We start from the raw sequence: 14,496 nt of genomic DNA on the forward strand, positions 1-14,496 counted from the left end.
GCCGAACCCGCTCGAGTCGATCGCCCGGCGCTCGCTCGCAGACAGTGGCTGTGAATGACTGCCATGGTTTAACTGTTCGTGGGACGATCCCCCATTCTATGGCTGCCGAGGACAGCGGCGTCGACGCGAGGGTCGAGAATCGAGACGAGACGCGACACCGGCCGTCGCTCGAGACGGGAGCGGGCGGCGACGATGCCGGCGGGGAACTCGCGGCCGACCTGCGGGCGGCCGTCGACGGCGACGTTCGGTTCGACGAGTACACGCGGGTCCTCTACGCGACGGACGGGAGCATCTACGGCGCACAGCCGGCCGGCGTCGTCTTCCCGCGGGACACCGCCGACGTCCGCGCGGCGATGACCGTCGCGGCCGACCACGACGTGGCTGTCCTGCCACGCGGTGCGGGGTCGTCGCTCGCCGGGCAGACCGTGGGACCGGGCTGTGTCGTCCTCGACCTATCGCGGCATATGGACGAGATCCGCGAGATCGAGCCCGACGACCGGACCGCCGTCGTCCAGCCGGGGGTCGTCCAGGACGACCTCGACGCCGCCCTCGAGCCCCACGGACTGCGTTTCGCGCCCGATCCGGCCTCCTCGAACCGGGCGACGATCGGCGGCGGGATCGGGAACAACTCGACGGGTGCCCACTCGGTCCGGTACGGAATCACCGACGCCTACGTCGAGGAGTGCGAGGTGGTGCTGGCCGACGGCTCGTTGATCCGTACCCGGGACGTCGTCCTCGACGGACCGGTGTGGGACGAGATCGTCTCGAAAGACGACCGCGAGGCGGAGATCTACCGCACCGTGCGGGCGCTCGTCGAGGACAACGCCGACGAAATCGAGGCGCGCTACCCCGACCTCAAGCGCAGCGTCAGCGGCTACAACCTGCAGAAGGTTATCAGGGAGCGTGCGGACGGAGCCCGGATCATCAACCTCTCCAAACTGCTCGTGGGGGCCGAAGGAACCCTCGGCGTCGTCGTCGAGGCCGCGCTCTCGCTCGTGACCCGGCCCGACGAGACCGCGCTCGCGGTCTACTGCTACGACGACCTGCTCGAGGCGCTGGCCGCCGTCCCCGAGGCGCTCGAACTCGAGGCCAGCGCGGTCGAACTGATGGACGACGAGGTGTTCCGGCTGGCGGCCGAGTCGGCGGAGTACGCCGAGTACGCGGAGCCGATTCCCGAGGGCACCGCGGCCACGCTGCTGCTCGAGTTCGACTCGGAGGTCGTCGACGATCTGCCTGCGGCCGTCGAAACCGCGACGGCCGATCTCGTCGGTGGCGGGGCGGCGTTCGACTCGCTCGAGGCGTTCGACGCCGCGAAACAGGATCGGCTCTGGAAGCTCCGGAAGGCCGCCATCCCGCTGTTGATGAGCATGGACGGCGATCCGAAGCCCTACCCCTTCGTCGAGGACGCTTCCGTGCCCCCCGCGGAACTGGCAGCGTACGTCGCGGGGTTTCAGGAGATCCTCGAGGACCACGACACCGAGGCCGCGTATTTCGCCCACGCGGGCGTCGGAACGTTGCACATCCGGCCGGTCCTGAACCTCAAAGAAGGCGAGGACGTCGAGAAAATGCGGGCCATCGCCGACGACGTGACGGACCTCGTCCGCGAACACAACGGCTCGTTTTCGGGCGAACACGGGGACGGCCTCGCGCGGACGGCGTTCAACCCCAAGCTGTACGGGCCGGACCTCTGGGCGGCGTTTCAGGACCTCAAATCTGCGTTCGATCCGGACTGGCGCATGAACCCCGGCAAGGTCGTCTACCGGGACGACGATCCGACCGACAGCCGGGAGAACCTGCGGTACGGCCCCGACTACGCCTCGCTCGAGCCCCGGACCACCCTCGACTTCGACGACGAGGGCGGCTTCTCGGAACTCGTCGAACTCTGTAACGGCTGTGGGACCTGTCGCCAGACCGACGGCGACGTGATGTGTCCGACCTATCGGGCGACCGAGGAGGAGATCGCCACGACCCGCGGGCGGGCCAACCTGCTCCGGGCAGCGATTAGCGGCGAGATCGATCCCGAGGAACTGTACAGCGAGCGGTTCCAGTCCGACGTCCTCGACCTTTGTGTCGGCTGCAAGGGCTGTCAAAGCGACTGCCCGACCGGCGTCGACCTCGCGAAGCTCAAGGCCGAAGTCAAACACGGGTATCACGAGCGAGAGGGTGTGAGCCTGCGCGAGCGACTGTTCGCGAACGTCGACCGACTGGCGTCGCTGGGGAGTACGTTCGCGCCGGTGACGAACCACGCGACGGACCTGCCAGGCGCGCGGACGGTCCTCGAGAAGACGATCGGAATCGCACCCGAACGGACGCTGCCGACGTTCCGGCGGGAGTCGTTGGTCGAGTGGTTCGAGCAGCGAGACGTCGACGACATCTCGGAAACGCGAGCGGTAGCGCCGCGAGCGCGCGGCGGACCCCAGGTGGCCCCCGAGGACGCAACGGCCGGCATCGTCCTCTTTCCCGACACGGATACGAACTACTCGAATCCCGAGATCGGAAAGGCGGCCGTCGACGTGCTGGAGGCCGCGGACGTTCGCGTGGCGGTCCCGGATCTCGGCCCGACCGGGCGGGCCGCCTACTCCGAGGGGCTGCTCGAGACCGCGGCCGAGCAGGGCCGCGAGCTGCTCGACGACCTCGAGCCCTATCTCGAGCGCGGGTGGTCGGTTCTGTTCGTCGAGCCCTCGGACGCGGCGATGGTGGTCGACGAGTACCGATCGCTGCTCGCGGACGACCGGGTCGAGACGCTCGCGGCGAACGCCTACGGCGTCTGTGAGTACGTCGACGAGCGCCGACTGGACGAGGACCTGTCGGTCGACGAGTCGGCGACGGCGGGGCCGTCGGTGACGTTCCACGGCCACTGCCACCAGAAAGCGCGCGGCGCGGACCACCACGCCGTGGGCGTCCTCCGGCGGGCGGGCTATGCCGTCGAGCCGGTCGATTCGACGTGCTGTGGGATGGCCGGGAGTTTCGGCTACGAGGCCGAACACTACGCTCTCTCGAAAGCGATGGGATCGTTGCTTCGGGAGCAACTCGAGGCGAGCGCGGCCGGGCGGGCGGGCGACGGCGGCGAGACGATCGTCGCCGCGCCCGGCACCTCCTGTCGGACGCAGGTCGGCGATCTCGAGGGGTACGACCGGCCGGTCCATCCCGTCGAACTGCTCGCTCGAGGGGTCGAATCGGCGTAGTTGGTGAGTGAACAGCGGTTTGGTGGGTGAATTACCGGTTTCGTCGAGTGGACAGCGGCTCGAGCCGTCCTGCTATCGTGGCAACACGGAGTAACCACACCCTCCCCAACCGATTCGCTCGGTCACGTTGCTCCCTCGCTCATCCCTCGCGCAGCGTTACGCCGCGGTTCGCCACGGGGGCGAACCGCGGCCCAGCGCGCGCCACCGCATCGCGGGGGATCAACCCTCGTCGTCGACGCCGACCGCCCGCAGGTACTCCTCGAGCAGCGTGGGGAACCGACCGCCGCGGACGTACCGCAGGCCGAACTCGTCGGCCCAGGAGATGATCCCGCGGTCCTCGGTGACGACGCCGGCGTCGAGTTCGCGCGCGAGGATCAGCAGATCGAAGTCCTCGCGGGAGTCGAGGACGCCCTGGCGAAGCGCCCGCCGATATTTGTCGCGCAGGTCCGAGACGACGCGGTCGGCGTCGGTCATGTACTCCTCGCGGTCGCCGTCGCCCGAGCCGTGGGCGAGTTCGTCCGGATCGAGCTGTTCGACCTCGCGGATCGCCTGTTCGGAGACGCGAAGCCCCCGATCGACCCGGTCGCTCATCTCGTCGATGAACTCGTAGACGATGTTCGCCGGAATGGTAACGCCGTACCGGTCGGGGCTCTTGCGGACGACCCACGTGTCGAGCCGCGAGAAGACCTCGTCGTCGACGTCGCGCTCGCGCAGCATCGTCGCGAGCTCGTCGTGGATCGACGGGGGGACATAACAGGAGATGTTGAGTTCGAGGCGTGCGGTCGCAACGAGGTCGAGCAGGCGGATTACGGCCGTCTCTATTCCCTCGTCGTCCCGTCGGATCTCCTCGGTGATGAACAGCGACGTGTCGAGGACGAACCGCTGGCGTGGGGGGTCACCGGACATACGCGGGGGTTCGACGGTCCGACACAAAGAGGTCGGCCCGAAAACGGGTCGTGACCCGGCTGCTCGCGACCGGTCCGAGGACGGCCCGGTGTTTTTGGGCCGGTGCGTGGTCGGACGACGTATGGACCGGGACGCGTATCGCGAGCGGCTCGCGGCCACGACCGACGATCCCGCGGACCTCTTCGAACACTTCGAGGAGCGGTCGGTGGCGGGCCGGACCCACCACGTCCTCACGGCCGCGCGCCACGGGGTCGAACGCGGGACCGTCGTCGTCGAGGACGCCGACGTCGTCGTCCGCGGCTACCCGAGCATCCCGCGGATCCTCGTTCTCGAGCCCGGCATCGAGTCGTTCTTCGCGGGCACCGAGACGGTCGTCGTCGAGGAGAAACTCGACGGGTTCAACGTCCGGATCGCAGCCGTCGGCGGCGAGCCGCTGGCGTTTACCAGAAGCGGCTACGTCTGTCCGTACACGACCGCCCGGGCGCGGGCCCTGCTCGACCTCGAGTCCTTCTTCGACGCACACCCGGACAGGGTTCTCTGTGCGGAGCTGATCGGTCCGGAGACGCCCTATACGACCACCGACTACGAGGGGATCGACTCCCACGACATCCGCGTGTTCGACGTTCGGGACGGAGAGTCCGGCGAGCCGATGTCGGTCGCCGACCGGCGCGCGCTCTGTCGGGCGTTCGACTTCGGCCAGCCGCGGTGTTTCGGGCGGGCGGCCCCGTCGGACGCGGTCGAGATAGCCGCGGCCGCCATCGCCGACCTCGACGCCGCCGGCCGGGAGGGCGTCGTGTTGAAGTCGGCCGACGGGGAATCAATGGTCAAGTACACGACGGCATCCCAGCATCGCGAGGAACTGGCCTACGCGTTCTCCTTGCCGTTCGAGTGTGGCCGCGATTTCGTCTTCTCGCGGATCGTCCGCGAGGCGTTTCGGGCCGCCGAGTTCGCCGAGAACGACGACCGGCTCCGGGAGCGAGCCCACGACCTTGGCGAAGCGATCCTGCTACCGATGGTCGCGACGATCCGTTCGGTGGCCGTCGGTAAACCGATCGGCCAGCGCCACACCGTCAGGGGCGACCCCGACGCGCTCGAGGCGCTGTTCGATCACCTCCGCGAGCAGTCGCTGACCATCGAAATCGAGGCCGACCGCCGCGAGGATGGCGACCGCGTCGTCGCGTTCCGGAAGGTAGCCGACTCGAGCCGGGATCGGATCCGACACTATCTCGACGGCGGGACGCGAGACGAGTGACGGCGCGAGTCAGGACGAGGTGGCGTCCGTCGCTGACTCGGGGCGGTCGGACGCCGAAGGTGCGGCCTCGTTGTCGGCGTCCGGTGTCGCCTCGACGCCGGTGAACTCGAAGCGGGCGCCCCCGGCTTCGCTCTCGGTGGCCGTCGCGGTCCAGCCGTGAGCGGCCGCGATCCCGCGGACGATGCTCAGACCGAACCCGGTTCCGTCCGCGTTCGTCGTGTACCCGTCCTCGAAGACGTCCGCTCCGTCCGGCAGTCCTCGCCCGTCGTCGGCGACGTAGAACCCCGTCTCACCGTCGTCCTCGGTCGCGTCGATCGCACCCACTTCGACCGTGAGCGAGTCGGGACTCGTCGAACCGTGTTCGACGGCGTCCTGCTGAGCGTTCGAAGTAGGGGTTGTCGAGCCATGTTCGACTGCGTTGCGGAACAGGTTCTCGAACAGGCGCGTCACCCGATCGCCGTCCGCGAGGACGGTCGCGTCCGAGGCGACCCGCAGGGTGGCACCACCGGTGTCGACGGTCTCCCAGGCCGTCTCCGCGAGGTCGGCGATCGAGACCGGTTCGGGATCGGTGACGTCGGCACCGTGGCGGGCGAGCGCGAGGACGTCCTCGATGATCGCTTCCATGCGGTCGAGCGACTCGTCGACCTCGTCGAGATACGGCTCCGGATCGTCCCCCTCCCGGGCCAGATCGAGATAGCCGTCGGCGACGTTCAGGGGATTCCGGAGGTCGTGGGAAACCACGTCGGCGAACCGCTCGAGGCGTTCGTTTTGTCGTCTGAGTCGTACTTCGTTTCGCTTGCGCTCGGTGATGTCACGGACGATGACGAGCCAGCCGATGTAGCGGTCCCGGTCGTCGTCGATCGGCGTTACCGAAACGTCGTAGTAGGTGCCGTCGACCTCGAGTTCCCGGCCGTCGCTTTCCACGGTCGCAGTCAGATCGCGGTAGCTCTCGAGCAGTTTCGGCGCGTCGGCGAACAGCGAGCCGATGGATTTTCCGATCGGCGACGCGTCGTACGCCGAGAGGAGCGACCGGCCGACGGGATTGGCGTCGATCACGCGGTCTCGCTCGTCGATGACGAAGATCGCGTCGGAGACGGTATCGACGACCCGGTCGCGGGCGACGGGGACGATGTCGGTCAGTCGGTAGCGGAGGATCGCGACCGTGTAGAGGACGCTGGTGACGACGAACCCGATCGGCGAGGTATCGAAGTCGACGTAGCCCACGACGAAGACGCCGTTGGCGACCCACGCCACGAGCGTCCCGACGAGCAACGCCGCGCTCTGTCCCCGGTACAGCGACCGGGTTCGAAAGAGGAAGCCGACGATCATCGCCGTCACCAGCGCTAGCATGAGATACGAGTAGCCTAGGTGAATCCAGAAGAGGACGCCGGTCTCGACGCCCGCCTCGGTCGTTTCGAAGAAGAGGCCTGCCGGATTGACGGCGGCGAGGACGGTGATCAGTGCCGGCTGGATCGAGAGGGCAGCGAGCGTCCGCCGCGTGACGTACCGTTCTCTGCCGGTGTAGGTCAGCGTGAAGACGAGCAGCGTCAGCGTTGCGAGGCCAACGCCGAGGAACACCGCACCGTTCAGCAGGGACACGAGGGACGGTCGATCGACGAGTTCCAGCCCAGCGAGGGACGCCGACCACAGCGTCCCCGACAGAACGTTCCCCAGCAGCGGGATCGCGCCGGTCCGGTGACGGTGTTTCCAGAGCAACGCCGCGAGCAGGAGGCCGAAAAGCGTCGAGACGACGTAAACGAACCAGATCGAGTCGACGCTCGGTACCATCGTCCCTATTCGAGTCACAAGTCAATAAAGTGTACCGGCCGGACCGGTCTCGCCGGTGACCGGACGATAGATGCGCCGTATCGGTCGTCGTCGGGTCCGACAGCCCGCCGGTCTTGCGATCGACGTCGGCCCGGTTCCCGGCTCCCGAACGAATCATTTAGGCGTCAGCCGGCGGTACGAGGGTGTATGCCCGTACCCAAATCGGAGTTCGAGAGTCTCCCGCCGTGTGACTTCTATACCCCCGCGGAACTGCTCGAGGAGGACCGGATGTACACCGTCTACGAAATCGCCCGCCTGCTCCAGGGGATCGAACCGGACGCCGACATCGACCGCGAGACGGAGGACATCCTGCTCGACTGGGCGATTCCGTGGGTGATGACCAACGCCGACGACCTCGTGGTCGCCGAACCCCGCGACGAGGACGAACCCGGCTACTACGGCCTGCGGGAATGATCCTGCTCGTGGTCGGTGCCGACCGTGTCGACGCCGGCAAGACCACGTTCTCGGCCGGCCTCCTCGAGCGGACCGGCGCGGTCGGCTACAAGCCCCGCGCCGGCAACGACTTCTGGTTCGACCACGACGACTGTCGCCGGGCACTCGCCGACGGGCGACTGTACGGCAAAGACGCCGCGCGACTCTCGGCGGCCGGCGGCCGCGAGCGGCCGCCCGAACGGCTCAACCCCGTCCATCGGCTGTGGCGGCCCGCTCCCGACGGCGGGACGGGACTGCTCGGCCGCTCGGACCGGGAGTTCGTGATCGACCGAATCGGCCGGGACCCCGACGACCCGCTGTTCGTTCGCAACGCCACCGCCGACGTTCCGGACCGGGTCGCCGAGGCGCTCCCGCTTTCCGACGCCGTCCCCGTCGAGACCGTCGACGAGTTCAACGCCCTCGCCGAGCGCGAGTACGTCCCCGCCTTCGAGCGACTGGCCGCCGAGATCGAGGCCACGGAGGTGGCCGTCGTCGAGTCCTACAGCGACATCGCGCTCCCGCTCGACTCCCTCGAGCCGGCGTCGATCGCGGCCGTCGCGGCCGTCGAACCCGGCCGGGTCCGGCTCTATCCGGGCGATCGCTACTGTCGCGCCTGCGAGGTCGCCAGTTCCAGTCCCAGAGACGGTGCCGTCGAGAAGCGCGTCCCCGACGTTCTCGAGTATCTCGATCCCCTCGAGCGGGTTCGACTGCCGGCGCTCGGGGGCGACGAACGGGACGATTCCGCACGGATCGCTCGCGCGTATGCGGACGCGTACGACGCACTGCTGGACGCCGCCGGGCGGGCGTAGCTCGCAAAAAACGCCCGCAGGTCAGGACTGTCGGGCCATCCGCCCCGAGAGTTCGACGTGATCGTACGGATCCGTCGTCACGCTCGGGCCGTGGCCGGTATGCATCTCTGCAAGGTCGGGATCGATCCGCTCGCGGACCCGATCGATGCTCTCGACCAGCGTCCCACGGTCGCCCTCCTCGAGGTCGGTGCGGCCGAAGCTCCCGTTCTGGAAGATCAGGTCGCCGGCGAAGAGGACGCCGGCCGATTCCGAGTAGAAACAGAGGTGGTCGTTCTTGTGGCCGGGCGTATGCAGTGCGACGTACTCGTGGTCGCCCAACCGGACCGTCTCCTCGTCGGCGATGGCGTGATCGACGCCGTCGATCGACGGGTCGAAACCCCATGCGTCGACGCCGAAGGCGTCTTTGACCGCCGCGAGGTTCCCGACGTGGTCGCGGTGAGTGTGAGTGAGGATCACCGCCTCGAGGTCGTCGACGTGGTTACGAGCGGCCGCGACGACGTCGAAGTTCGCACCGGTATCGATGACGACGGGTCGGTCGCCGTCGACGAGGAAGACGTTGCTGGTAAACACCTGGACGCCCTGCGCGAGATTGGCAATCATAGCCAGCGGTACGCGGCCGATCGGTTTGTGGGTATCGACACGCAGCCGTGGCGTCCGCCACGACAGGTACGCCGAGCGTACCGACCGAACTGTCGACCCCATCGGTTCGGTAGCGATATTCACAAGCATTTTTAGCTCCGGCACGTAGTGGAAGACGAATGAATCGGCCGGGATCCGTCGGACTCGTCGTCCTTCTCGTTCTCTCGTCCGTCCTCGCCGTCGGCACAACGGCATCGCTGGCGGCCGGCGGGCCGGGCGACGCCGTCTCGACGACGCCGGTCGAGCCACAGACTGGGGCCGCGATCGCACCTCAAGACTCACGGGGATTGCTCAGACAGGAGACGCGGGAGTTCGACAATACGACGTTCGAGATCCGCGTCCACGAGAACGGCAGCGCGACCTGGACGTTCCGTTACGAACAGCGGTTTACCGACGACGAGAACGCGACCAGAACCCGGGAGAACTTCGAGGCCTTCGCCGAGGAGTTCCGGGCGAACGAAACGGGCCTCTACGATCGGTTTACCAACCAGTCACGCGAACTGACCCGGGCTGGCATGCAGGAATCCGGCCGGGAGATGGAAGCGACGAACTTCCGGCGATCGGTACGGGTCGAAGACCAGTTCACGCCGACCGGGGTCGTCGAGATGTCGTTTACGTGGACGAACTTCGCCGACGTTCAGGACGACCGGATCGTCGTCGGGGACGTCTTCGACGGGGTTCCGCTCTCCGCGGATCAGGCGATCGTCATCGAAGCCGCCGGCGATCTGACCTTCCGGTCGATCGAACCCGATGACGCCCAGTACGCCGGCGGCTCGCTCACGGACGCGGAGTCGGTTCGCTGGAGCGGCAAACGGGAGTTCATCGACGGCCGGCCGCGGGTCGTGTTCGACCGTCCCGATTCGGCCGCCATCGGCGACGGCAACGCGGGGCTGCTCGGCGGGAACCTCGTTCCGATCCTCGTCGGTGTCCTGCTGCTCGTCGTCGGCGTCGTGGCCGCCGTCTGGTACCGACGATACGGCCCGATCAGCGACGGCGAATCGGCGTCTGACGACGCCGAACCGACGCCTCCTGCCGGAGGGGCGGCCACCGGTGCCGGCTCGACCGTCGATCCGGCCACCGACGCCGCGGACGACTCCGAGTCGATCCCCAACGAGGAGTTACTGACCGACGAGGACCGCGTCGTCAAACTCATCCGCGAGAACGGCGGTCGGATGAAACAGGTCAACATCGTCGAGGACACCGGCTGGTCGAAGTCCAAAGTGAGCATGCTGCTCTCCGACATGGAAGAGGAAGGCACGATCAGCAAACTCCGCGTCGGCCGCGAGAACATCATCAGCCTCGAGGGGTTCGAACCCGAGGCGACCAAGTCGCCGTTCGAAGAGTAGCTCGATCGACAAATACCTGCGTGAGAGCGTTCAACACTCCCGGGACGAAACGGAATGCTTAAACGTCAGACGGCGCTACGATGGAATGCACTCGCGACGCGTCGGGACACGACGCAGCGCGCTCCGATGGTGTAGTCCGGCCAATCATATTGCCCTCTCACGGCAATGACCAGGGTTCGAATCCCTGTCGGAGCATTTCTCTCACTTCGAATCGACCAGTGATATTTGGAGGCGGACTCCAGCTTTGATCCCGTTACCGACGCGACTGCGACGGGAGACGAGTCGATGACAGCCAAAGCGAACGCTGTCGGAACTACGATCGTCCCTGTAGCAAGCCGTCGTTCACGACGAGCGGGTCCTCGAAGTCACCGACCAGCGCCTCGAGGGCGTCGGTCGCCGTCAGGAGTCCGACGACGGTCCCGTCGGCCTCGACGAGCGCGAGTTCCTGCTGTGCCGCCTGTAGTTCGTCGATCGCGTCGCTGACGTGCATATCGGCGGGCAGTGTCATCGGCGGCGTCGCGATGTCGGCAAAGGACACGTCGCCGTTTCGCAGGTCGTCGATTCGGTCGACGACCGTCGGGGCGTAGACGATCCCGACGAACGACTCCGGACTCTCCTCGATCAGTGGAAACCGGGTGTGGGGACTCGAGCCGATCCGATCGACGTTCTCCGCAGTGGAGGCCGTCGTCGAGAGGAACGTGACGTCCTCGACGGACGTCATCTCGTCCTCGACCGGCCGATCGCCGACCGTCAGGGCGTTGATGATCTCCTCGCGTCGGTCGTCGGGGACGTCGCCCCGCTCGAGGACCGACGCGAGTCGGTTCCGGAGTTCGGCACGCGTTTCGATGATCTCCGTCTCGGTCTCGAGCCACGCACCGGTCATCTCGATCCCGAACCGGTGTAGCGTCCACTTCGCGACGGCGTCTCCGAACCAGATCACGGGCGAGAGGAGTTTTGCGAACCAGTACAGCGGGGTGGCCCCATACCTCGCGACGAACTTCGTTCGCTCGACGCCGAGATAGGTCGGCGTCTGCTCGCCGTGAGTGAGATGAAGGAGATTGATGATGACGAACGCGAGGACGGCACCCGCGCCTGCGGAGGCGAGTGCGGTGTTCTCGAAGACGGGACGGATGATCGTCGCGAGGGCCGGTTCGGCGACGATACCGACGGCGATGCTCGTCCCGCTGATGCCCACCTGACAGCTGGTCAGGTAGATCTCGAGTTCGTTGGTCATTTCCCACGCACGCCGCAGCCCCGGTTCGTCGAACTCCGACTCGGGGTACTGTCGGACACGAGTGAGCGCGAACTCGATCGCGACGAAGAAGGCGTTCGCCAGAATGAGGGCGATGCCAGCGATCAACCGTCCGCCGATTTCGATCGGCTCCATGAACTGACGATTCGTCGAGAGTTCATATAAAAACACTTCTACTTTCCGGCAGGCTGGAACGTCGGTATCTACCGGCGGCACTGCCAGTACACTGTCACTTCGATCGGTGGCCGGCCGTCCTCGTTCGACCGACGGGCGTCGGTCCCGAGGAGAGCTGTCGACCGATTCAGTCGCGAACGACGATGACTGGCACCGGTGATCGGCGGACCACCTTTTCCGCGACGCTGCCGAGCATGATACGCGACATTCGCTCGCGGCCGTGGCTTCCGATAACGACCGTCTCGTAGTCGTCCACCGTCGCCAGCTCGACGATCTCCTGGTCGGGTTTCCCCGTCGCGATTTCGGTATCGATATCGTGGCCGTGGTCTGCGGCGATATCGACTGCTTCGTCGAGGATATCGTGCCCGTCATCGCGGCCGCGTTCGACGGCCGGAACCCGATCCTCGGGGTCCTGAAACGCCGTCCAGTACCCGTCCGGAACCGGAACGACGTACAGGGCGGTGACGTCCGCATCCGGGAACTTCTCGAGCGCGTACTCGAGTGCGTCTTTCGCCGGCGCTGACCCGTCGTAGGGAACGAGGAGTCGGTCACTCATACCGGCCGCTACGACGACCGTCGGTATAATACCGGCACCGTGTTCGAACCGCCGGCCGATCGGCCGGCGACAGCGACCCGTCGGCCGGACTCGCCGACTGTCTCCGGTTGACGGGGTCGGCGGGGGACATCCGGCGTCCCGGTTATCGCTCTCAGGTGGCGTTCATCGGAACACAAAACACCGGCAACTCGGCGTTCCGGACGACGTTTTCGGTCACGCTCCCGAGGAAGTGGCGCTCGAGGCCCGAGCGGCCGTGTGTCCCCATCGCGATGAGATCGATATCGTTGCCGTCGGCGTAATCCAGGATGACTCTCGCCGGCGGCCCCGTCGCGACGGTTCCCGTGAGGGTGCAGCCGCGCTCGCGCGCTCGTTCGCGGACCGACTCGAGGGCGTCCTCCCCGGGGCGCTCGAGTTCGGACAGGACCTCACTGGGCGCTCGCCGTGGCGAGAACCGTCTCGTGTCGACCGAGTAGACCGCGTGGGTCATCGCGTCGAAGGCCGCCGCGAGCGCCAGTCCCCAGTCGACGGCGACCGCCGCACCGTCGCTCCCGTCCGTCGGCAGGAGGACGTTCCGGACGGTGTCCTCGGTAAGCGGCTCGTCACTCGCCGCCGGCGGCACGACGAGTATCGGGGCCCCGACGGTCCGGAGGACGTTTTCGGTCACGCTTCCGAGAACGACTCGTCTGACACCCGTTCGTCCCTTCGTTCCCATCGCGACGGCGTCGATATCGTGTTCGTCGACGTAGCGATCGATGACCCGAAAGGGCGTCCCCTGCTCGGTCGCCGTCGTGACCTCGAGGTCCGGCCGCCGGTCGCGGACCATCGACGAGACGGATTCGACGGCCGACTCGGCGTCGGCCTCGAGCGCGGCCCGTTGTTCGTCCAGATCCGACTCGAGAACGGACGCGACGCCCTCAATCGCGGAGGTGTCGACGGCCGAGAGGACGTGGACGGTCGCGTCGGCCATCGCGGCGAGATCGACGCCCCGTTTCGCCCCCGCGAGCGCACCGTCGCTGCCGTCGGTCGGCAGGAGGACCGAATCGATCGCATCGGTTGTCGGTGACATGGCGAAAGACTTCGGTTCCTCGGTGATTAATGGTGTGGGTACGGGGGCCCGGCTGACGGTCACTCGACGAGTAACACCGGGACCGTCGCCGCCTCGGAGACGCGTTTCGAGACGCTCCCGCGAACGAGATGGTCGAGTTCCCGATGGCGACCGATAACGATCAGGTCGATATCATGGTCGGCGGCGTAGTCGAGGATCGCGCGATGGCGAAGGCCATGTGTCACGTCACCCGTGACCCGATCGACACCGGCGGCCGTCGCCCGATCACGGACGTATTCGACCGCCTGTCTGCCGACGTCCTCGAGATCGCTAAAGTCGATGCCGGGAGCGATCGCAGCGGAGTTGACCACGTACAGCGTGTGCAGCGTCGCGTCGTGTTCGGCAGCGAGCGCGATCGCTTCGTCGATCGCCCGTTCGGTCTCCTCGCGCCCGTCGGTCGGAACGAGAATTCGGTCGTACATACCGTCTCCTTGGTCGACGTGATCATTAATCGCTGGGCTCGGTGACGACGTTCGGACGACGGGCTCGCCTCCCGCCTCGAGTCGGCCGGCGATCACTCGCGTTCGGGTTGTGGCCCGCCGCCGGTCTGGGCCTCTTCGGCGTCGCCCCAGCCGCCAGCGTCGACGACGTCGAACAGTTCCGCCCAGTTCTCGTCCGACTGGTCCTCGGGAAGTTGGTCGCGAAGTTCACGGAAGTCGGACGCCGGCACCTGTGTCCGGACGAGATCGACGATGACGCGGGCGTGGTAGGCGGCCTCGGACTCGTCCGTTCTCTCGATGTCGCTTACCCGCGAGACGAACTCCCGCCAGTCGAACCGCTGGCCGTGTTCGTCGACTGCCCCGGTCAGGTACCAGTCGATTTCCATCGGCAGCGAGGCCGCGAGGTCCGCGGCCGCACCCTCGGGAAGCCGTTGGCCGAGCGTCACGAGCGTGGCCCTGATCGCGCGGACGGTCTCGCCGGTACCGGGTAGCTCGAGTCGGTGCTGGACGTCGCCGGTGAACTCGTCGAAGTTCATAGGTTCGGTGATCGCACATCGCTCGGCAGCATAAACC

The 14,496-nt window shown here is 67.0% G+C and carries 13 protein-coding genes and 1 tRNA gene; 6 read left to right on the plus strand and 8 right to left on the minus strand.

Going from position 1 to position 14,496, the window contains the following annotated elements; genetic code table 11:
* Positions 1-98 precede the first annotated feature (98 nt).
* A complete protein-coding gene (locus NP511_RS19000) occupies positions 99-3,185 on the plus strand; it encodes an FAD-binding and (Fe-S)-binding domain-containing protein (protein ID WP_049966686.1) in 3,087 nt (1,028 codons plus the stop codon).
* Positions 3,186-3,404: 219 nt separating this feature from the next.
* Here NP511_RS19000 and NP511_RS19005 read toward each other — a convergent pair whose 3' ends face one another.
* Entirely contained in the window at positions 3,405-4,091 is a 687-nt protein-coding gene (locus NP511_RS19005; RefSeq protein WP_006650729.1) for an RNA ligase partner protein, read from the minus strand.
* A gap of 121 nt (positions 4,092-4,212) precedes the next feature.
* Between NP511_RS19005 and NP511_RS19010 the strand changes: the two genes are divergently transcribed.
* Positions 4,213-5,343: an RNA ligase gene (locus NP511_RS19010; RefSeq protein WP_049966687.1), complete on the plus strand. Its 1,131-nt coding sequence runs from the start codon at positions 4,213-4,215 to the stop codon at positions 5,341-5,343.
* Positions 5,344-5,352: 9 nt separating this feature from the next.
* Here NP511_RS19010 and NP511_RS19015 read toward each other — a convergent pair whose 3' ends face one another.
* A complete protein-coding gene (locus NP511_RS19015) occupies positions 5,353-7,131 on the minus strand; it encodes a sensor histidine kinase (protein ID WP_049966688.1) in 1,779 nt (592 codons plus the stop codon).
* Between the two features lie 186 nt (positions 7,132-7,317).
* Between NP511_RS19015 and NP511_RS19020 the strand changes: the two genes are divergently transcribed.
* Complete coding sequence (locus tag NP511_RS19020) at positions 7,318-7,584, plus strand: DUF5827 family protein (RefSeq protein ID WP_006650732.1); 267 nt, start codon at positions 7,318-7,320, stop codon at positions 7,582-7,584.
* Positions 7,581-8,411: an ATPase gene (locus NP511_RS19025; protein ID WP_049966689.1), complete on the plus strand. Its 831-nt coding sequence runs from the start codon at positions 7,581-7,583 to the stop codon at positions 8,409-8,411. The genes NP511_RS19020 and NP511_RS19025 overlap by 4 nt, the downstream gene beginning before the upstream one ends.
* 21 nt (positions 8,412-8,432) lie before the next feature.
* Here the strand turns inward: NP511_RS19025 and NP511_RS19030 are convergent, their stop codons facing one another.
* Positions 8,433-9,011: an MBL fold metallo-hydrolase gene (locus NP511_RS19030; RefSeq protein ID WP_049966690.1), complete on the minus strand. Its 579-nt coding sequence runs from the start codon at positions 9,009-9,011 to the stop codon at positions 8,433-8,435.
* A 158-nt stretch (positions 9,012-9,169) separates the two neighbouring features.
* On the opposite strand from NP511_RS19030, the gene NP511_RS19035 reads away from it, so the two are divergent.
* The gene (locus NP511_RS19035; protein ID WP_049966691.1) at positions 9,170-10,396 is read left to right on the plus strand and encodes a helix-turn-helix transcriptional regulator; all 1,227 of its coding nucleotides are present in this window, start codon (positions 9,170-9,172) and stop codon (positions 10,394-10,396) included.
* A gap of 120 nt (positions 10,397-10,516) precedes the next feature.
* Positions 10,517-10,591 (plus strand) — tRNA-Glu (locus NP511_RS19040).
* Positions 10,592-10,709: 118 nt separating this feature from the next.
* Here NP511_RS19040 and NP511_RS19045 read toward each other — a convergent pair.
* From NP511_RS19045 to NP511_RS19065, 5 genes are all read right to left on the minus strand, one after another.
* Entirely contained in the window at positions 10,710-11,783 is a 1,074-nt protein-coding gene (locus NP511_RS19045) for a CNNM domain-containing protein (RefSeq protein ID WP_006650736.1), read from the minus strand.
* A gap of 166 nt (positions 11,784-11,949) precedes the next feature.
* Positions 11,950-12,378 carry a universal stress protein gene (locus tag NP511_RS19050; RefSeq protein WP_049966692.1) on the minus strand — a complete coding sequence of 143 codons (429 nt, stop codon included), beginning with the start codon at positions 12,376-12,378 and terminating at the stop codon, positions 11,950-11,952.
* Between the two features lie 151 nt (positions 12,379-12,529).
* Positions 12,530-13,444, minus strand: a complete 915-nt coding sequence (locus tag NP511_RS19055; protein WP_049966693.1) for a universal stress protein — start codon at positions 13,442-13,444, stop codon at positions 12,530-12,532.
* Between the two features lie 59 nt (positions 13,445-13,503).
* A complete protein-coding gene (locus tag NP511_RS19060) occupies positions 13,504-13,905 on the minus strand; it encodes a universal stress protein (protein ID WP_049966925.1) in 402 nt (133 codons plus the stop codon).
* Positions 13,906-13,997: 92 nt separating this feature from the next.
* Entirely contained in the window at positions 13,998-14,459 is a 462-nt protein-coding gene (locus NP511_RS19065) for a DUF2267 domain-containing protein (protein WP_049966694.1), read from the minus strand.
* Positions 14,460-14,496: the final 37 nt, after the last annotated feature.

It is taken from the genome of Natrinema thermotolerans, assembly GCF_031165565.1.
GTDB classification, from domain to species: domain Archaea; phylum Halobacteriota; class Halobacteria; order Halobacteriales; family Natrialbaceae; genus Natrinema; species Natrinema thermotolerans.

Bases quoted from the DNA above. Each gene is read 5' to 3' on its own strand.
- NP511_RS19015 (WP_049966688.1), bottom strand. From the start codon at position 7,131: ATGGTACCGAGCGTCGACTCGATCTGGTTCGTTTACGTCGTCTCGACG.
- NP511_RS19020 (WP_006650732.1), top strand. From the start codon at position 7,318: ATGCCCGTACCCAAATCGGAGTTCGAGAGTCTCCCGCCGTGTGACTTC.
- NP511_RS19050 (WP_049966692.1), bottom strand. From the start codon at position 12,378: ATGAGTGACCGACTCCTCGTTCCCTACGACGGGTCAGCGCCGGCGAAA.
- NP511_RS19055 (WP_049966693.1), bottom strand. From the start codon at position 13,444: ATGTCACCGACAACCGATGCGATCGATTCGGTCCTCCTGCCGACCGAC.
- NP511_RS19030 (WP_049966690.1), bottom strand. From the start codon at position 9,011: ATGATTGCCAATCTCGCGCAGGGCGTCCAGGTGTTTACCAGCAACGTC.
- NP511_RS19045 (WP_006650736.1), bottom strand. From the start codon at position 11,783: ATGGAGCCGATCGAAATCGGCGGACGGTTGATCGCTGGCATCGCCCTC.
- NP511_RS19010 (WP_049966687.1), top strand. From the start codon at position 4,213: ATGGACCGGGACGCGTATCGCGAGCGGCTCGCGGCCACGACCGACGAT.
- NP511_RS19000 (WP_049966686.1), top strand. From the start codon at position 99: ATGGCTGCCGAGGACAGCGGCGTCGACGCGAGGGTCGAGAATCGAGAC.
- NP511_RS19060 (WP_049966925.1), bottom strand. From the start codon at position 13,905: ATGTACGACCGAATTCTCGTTCCGACCGACGGGCGCGAGGAGACCGAA.
- NP511_RS19005 (WP_006650729.1), bottom strand. From the start codon at position 4,091: ATGTCCGGTGACCCCCCACGCCAGCGGTTCGTCCTCGACACGTCGCTG.
- NP511_RS19065 (WP_049966694.1), bottom strand. From the start codon at position 14,459: ATGAACTTCGACGAGTTCACCGGCGACGTCCAGCACCGACTCGAGCTA.
- NP511_RS19035 (WP_049966691.1), top strand. From the start codon at position 9,170: ATGAATCGGCCGGGATCCGTCGGACTCGTCGTCCTTCTCGTTCTCTCG.
- NP511_RS19025 (WP_049966689.1), top strand. From the start codon at position 7,581: ATGATCCTGCTCGTGGTCGGTGCCGACCGTGTCGACGCCGGCAAGACC.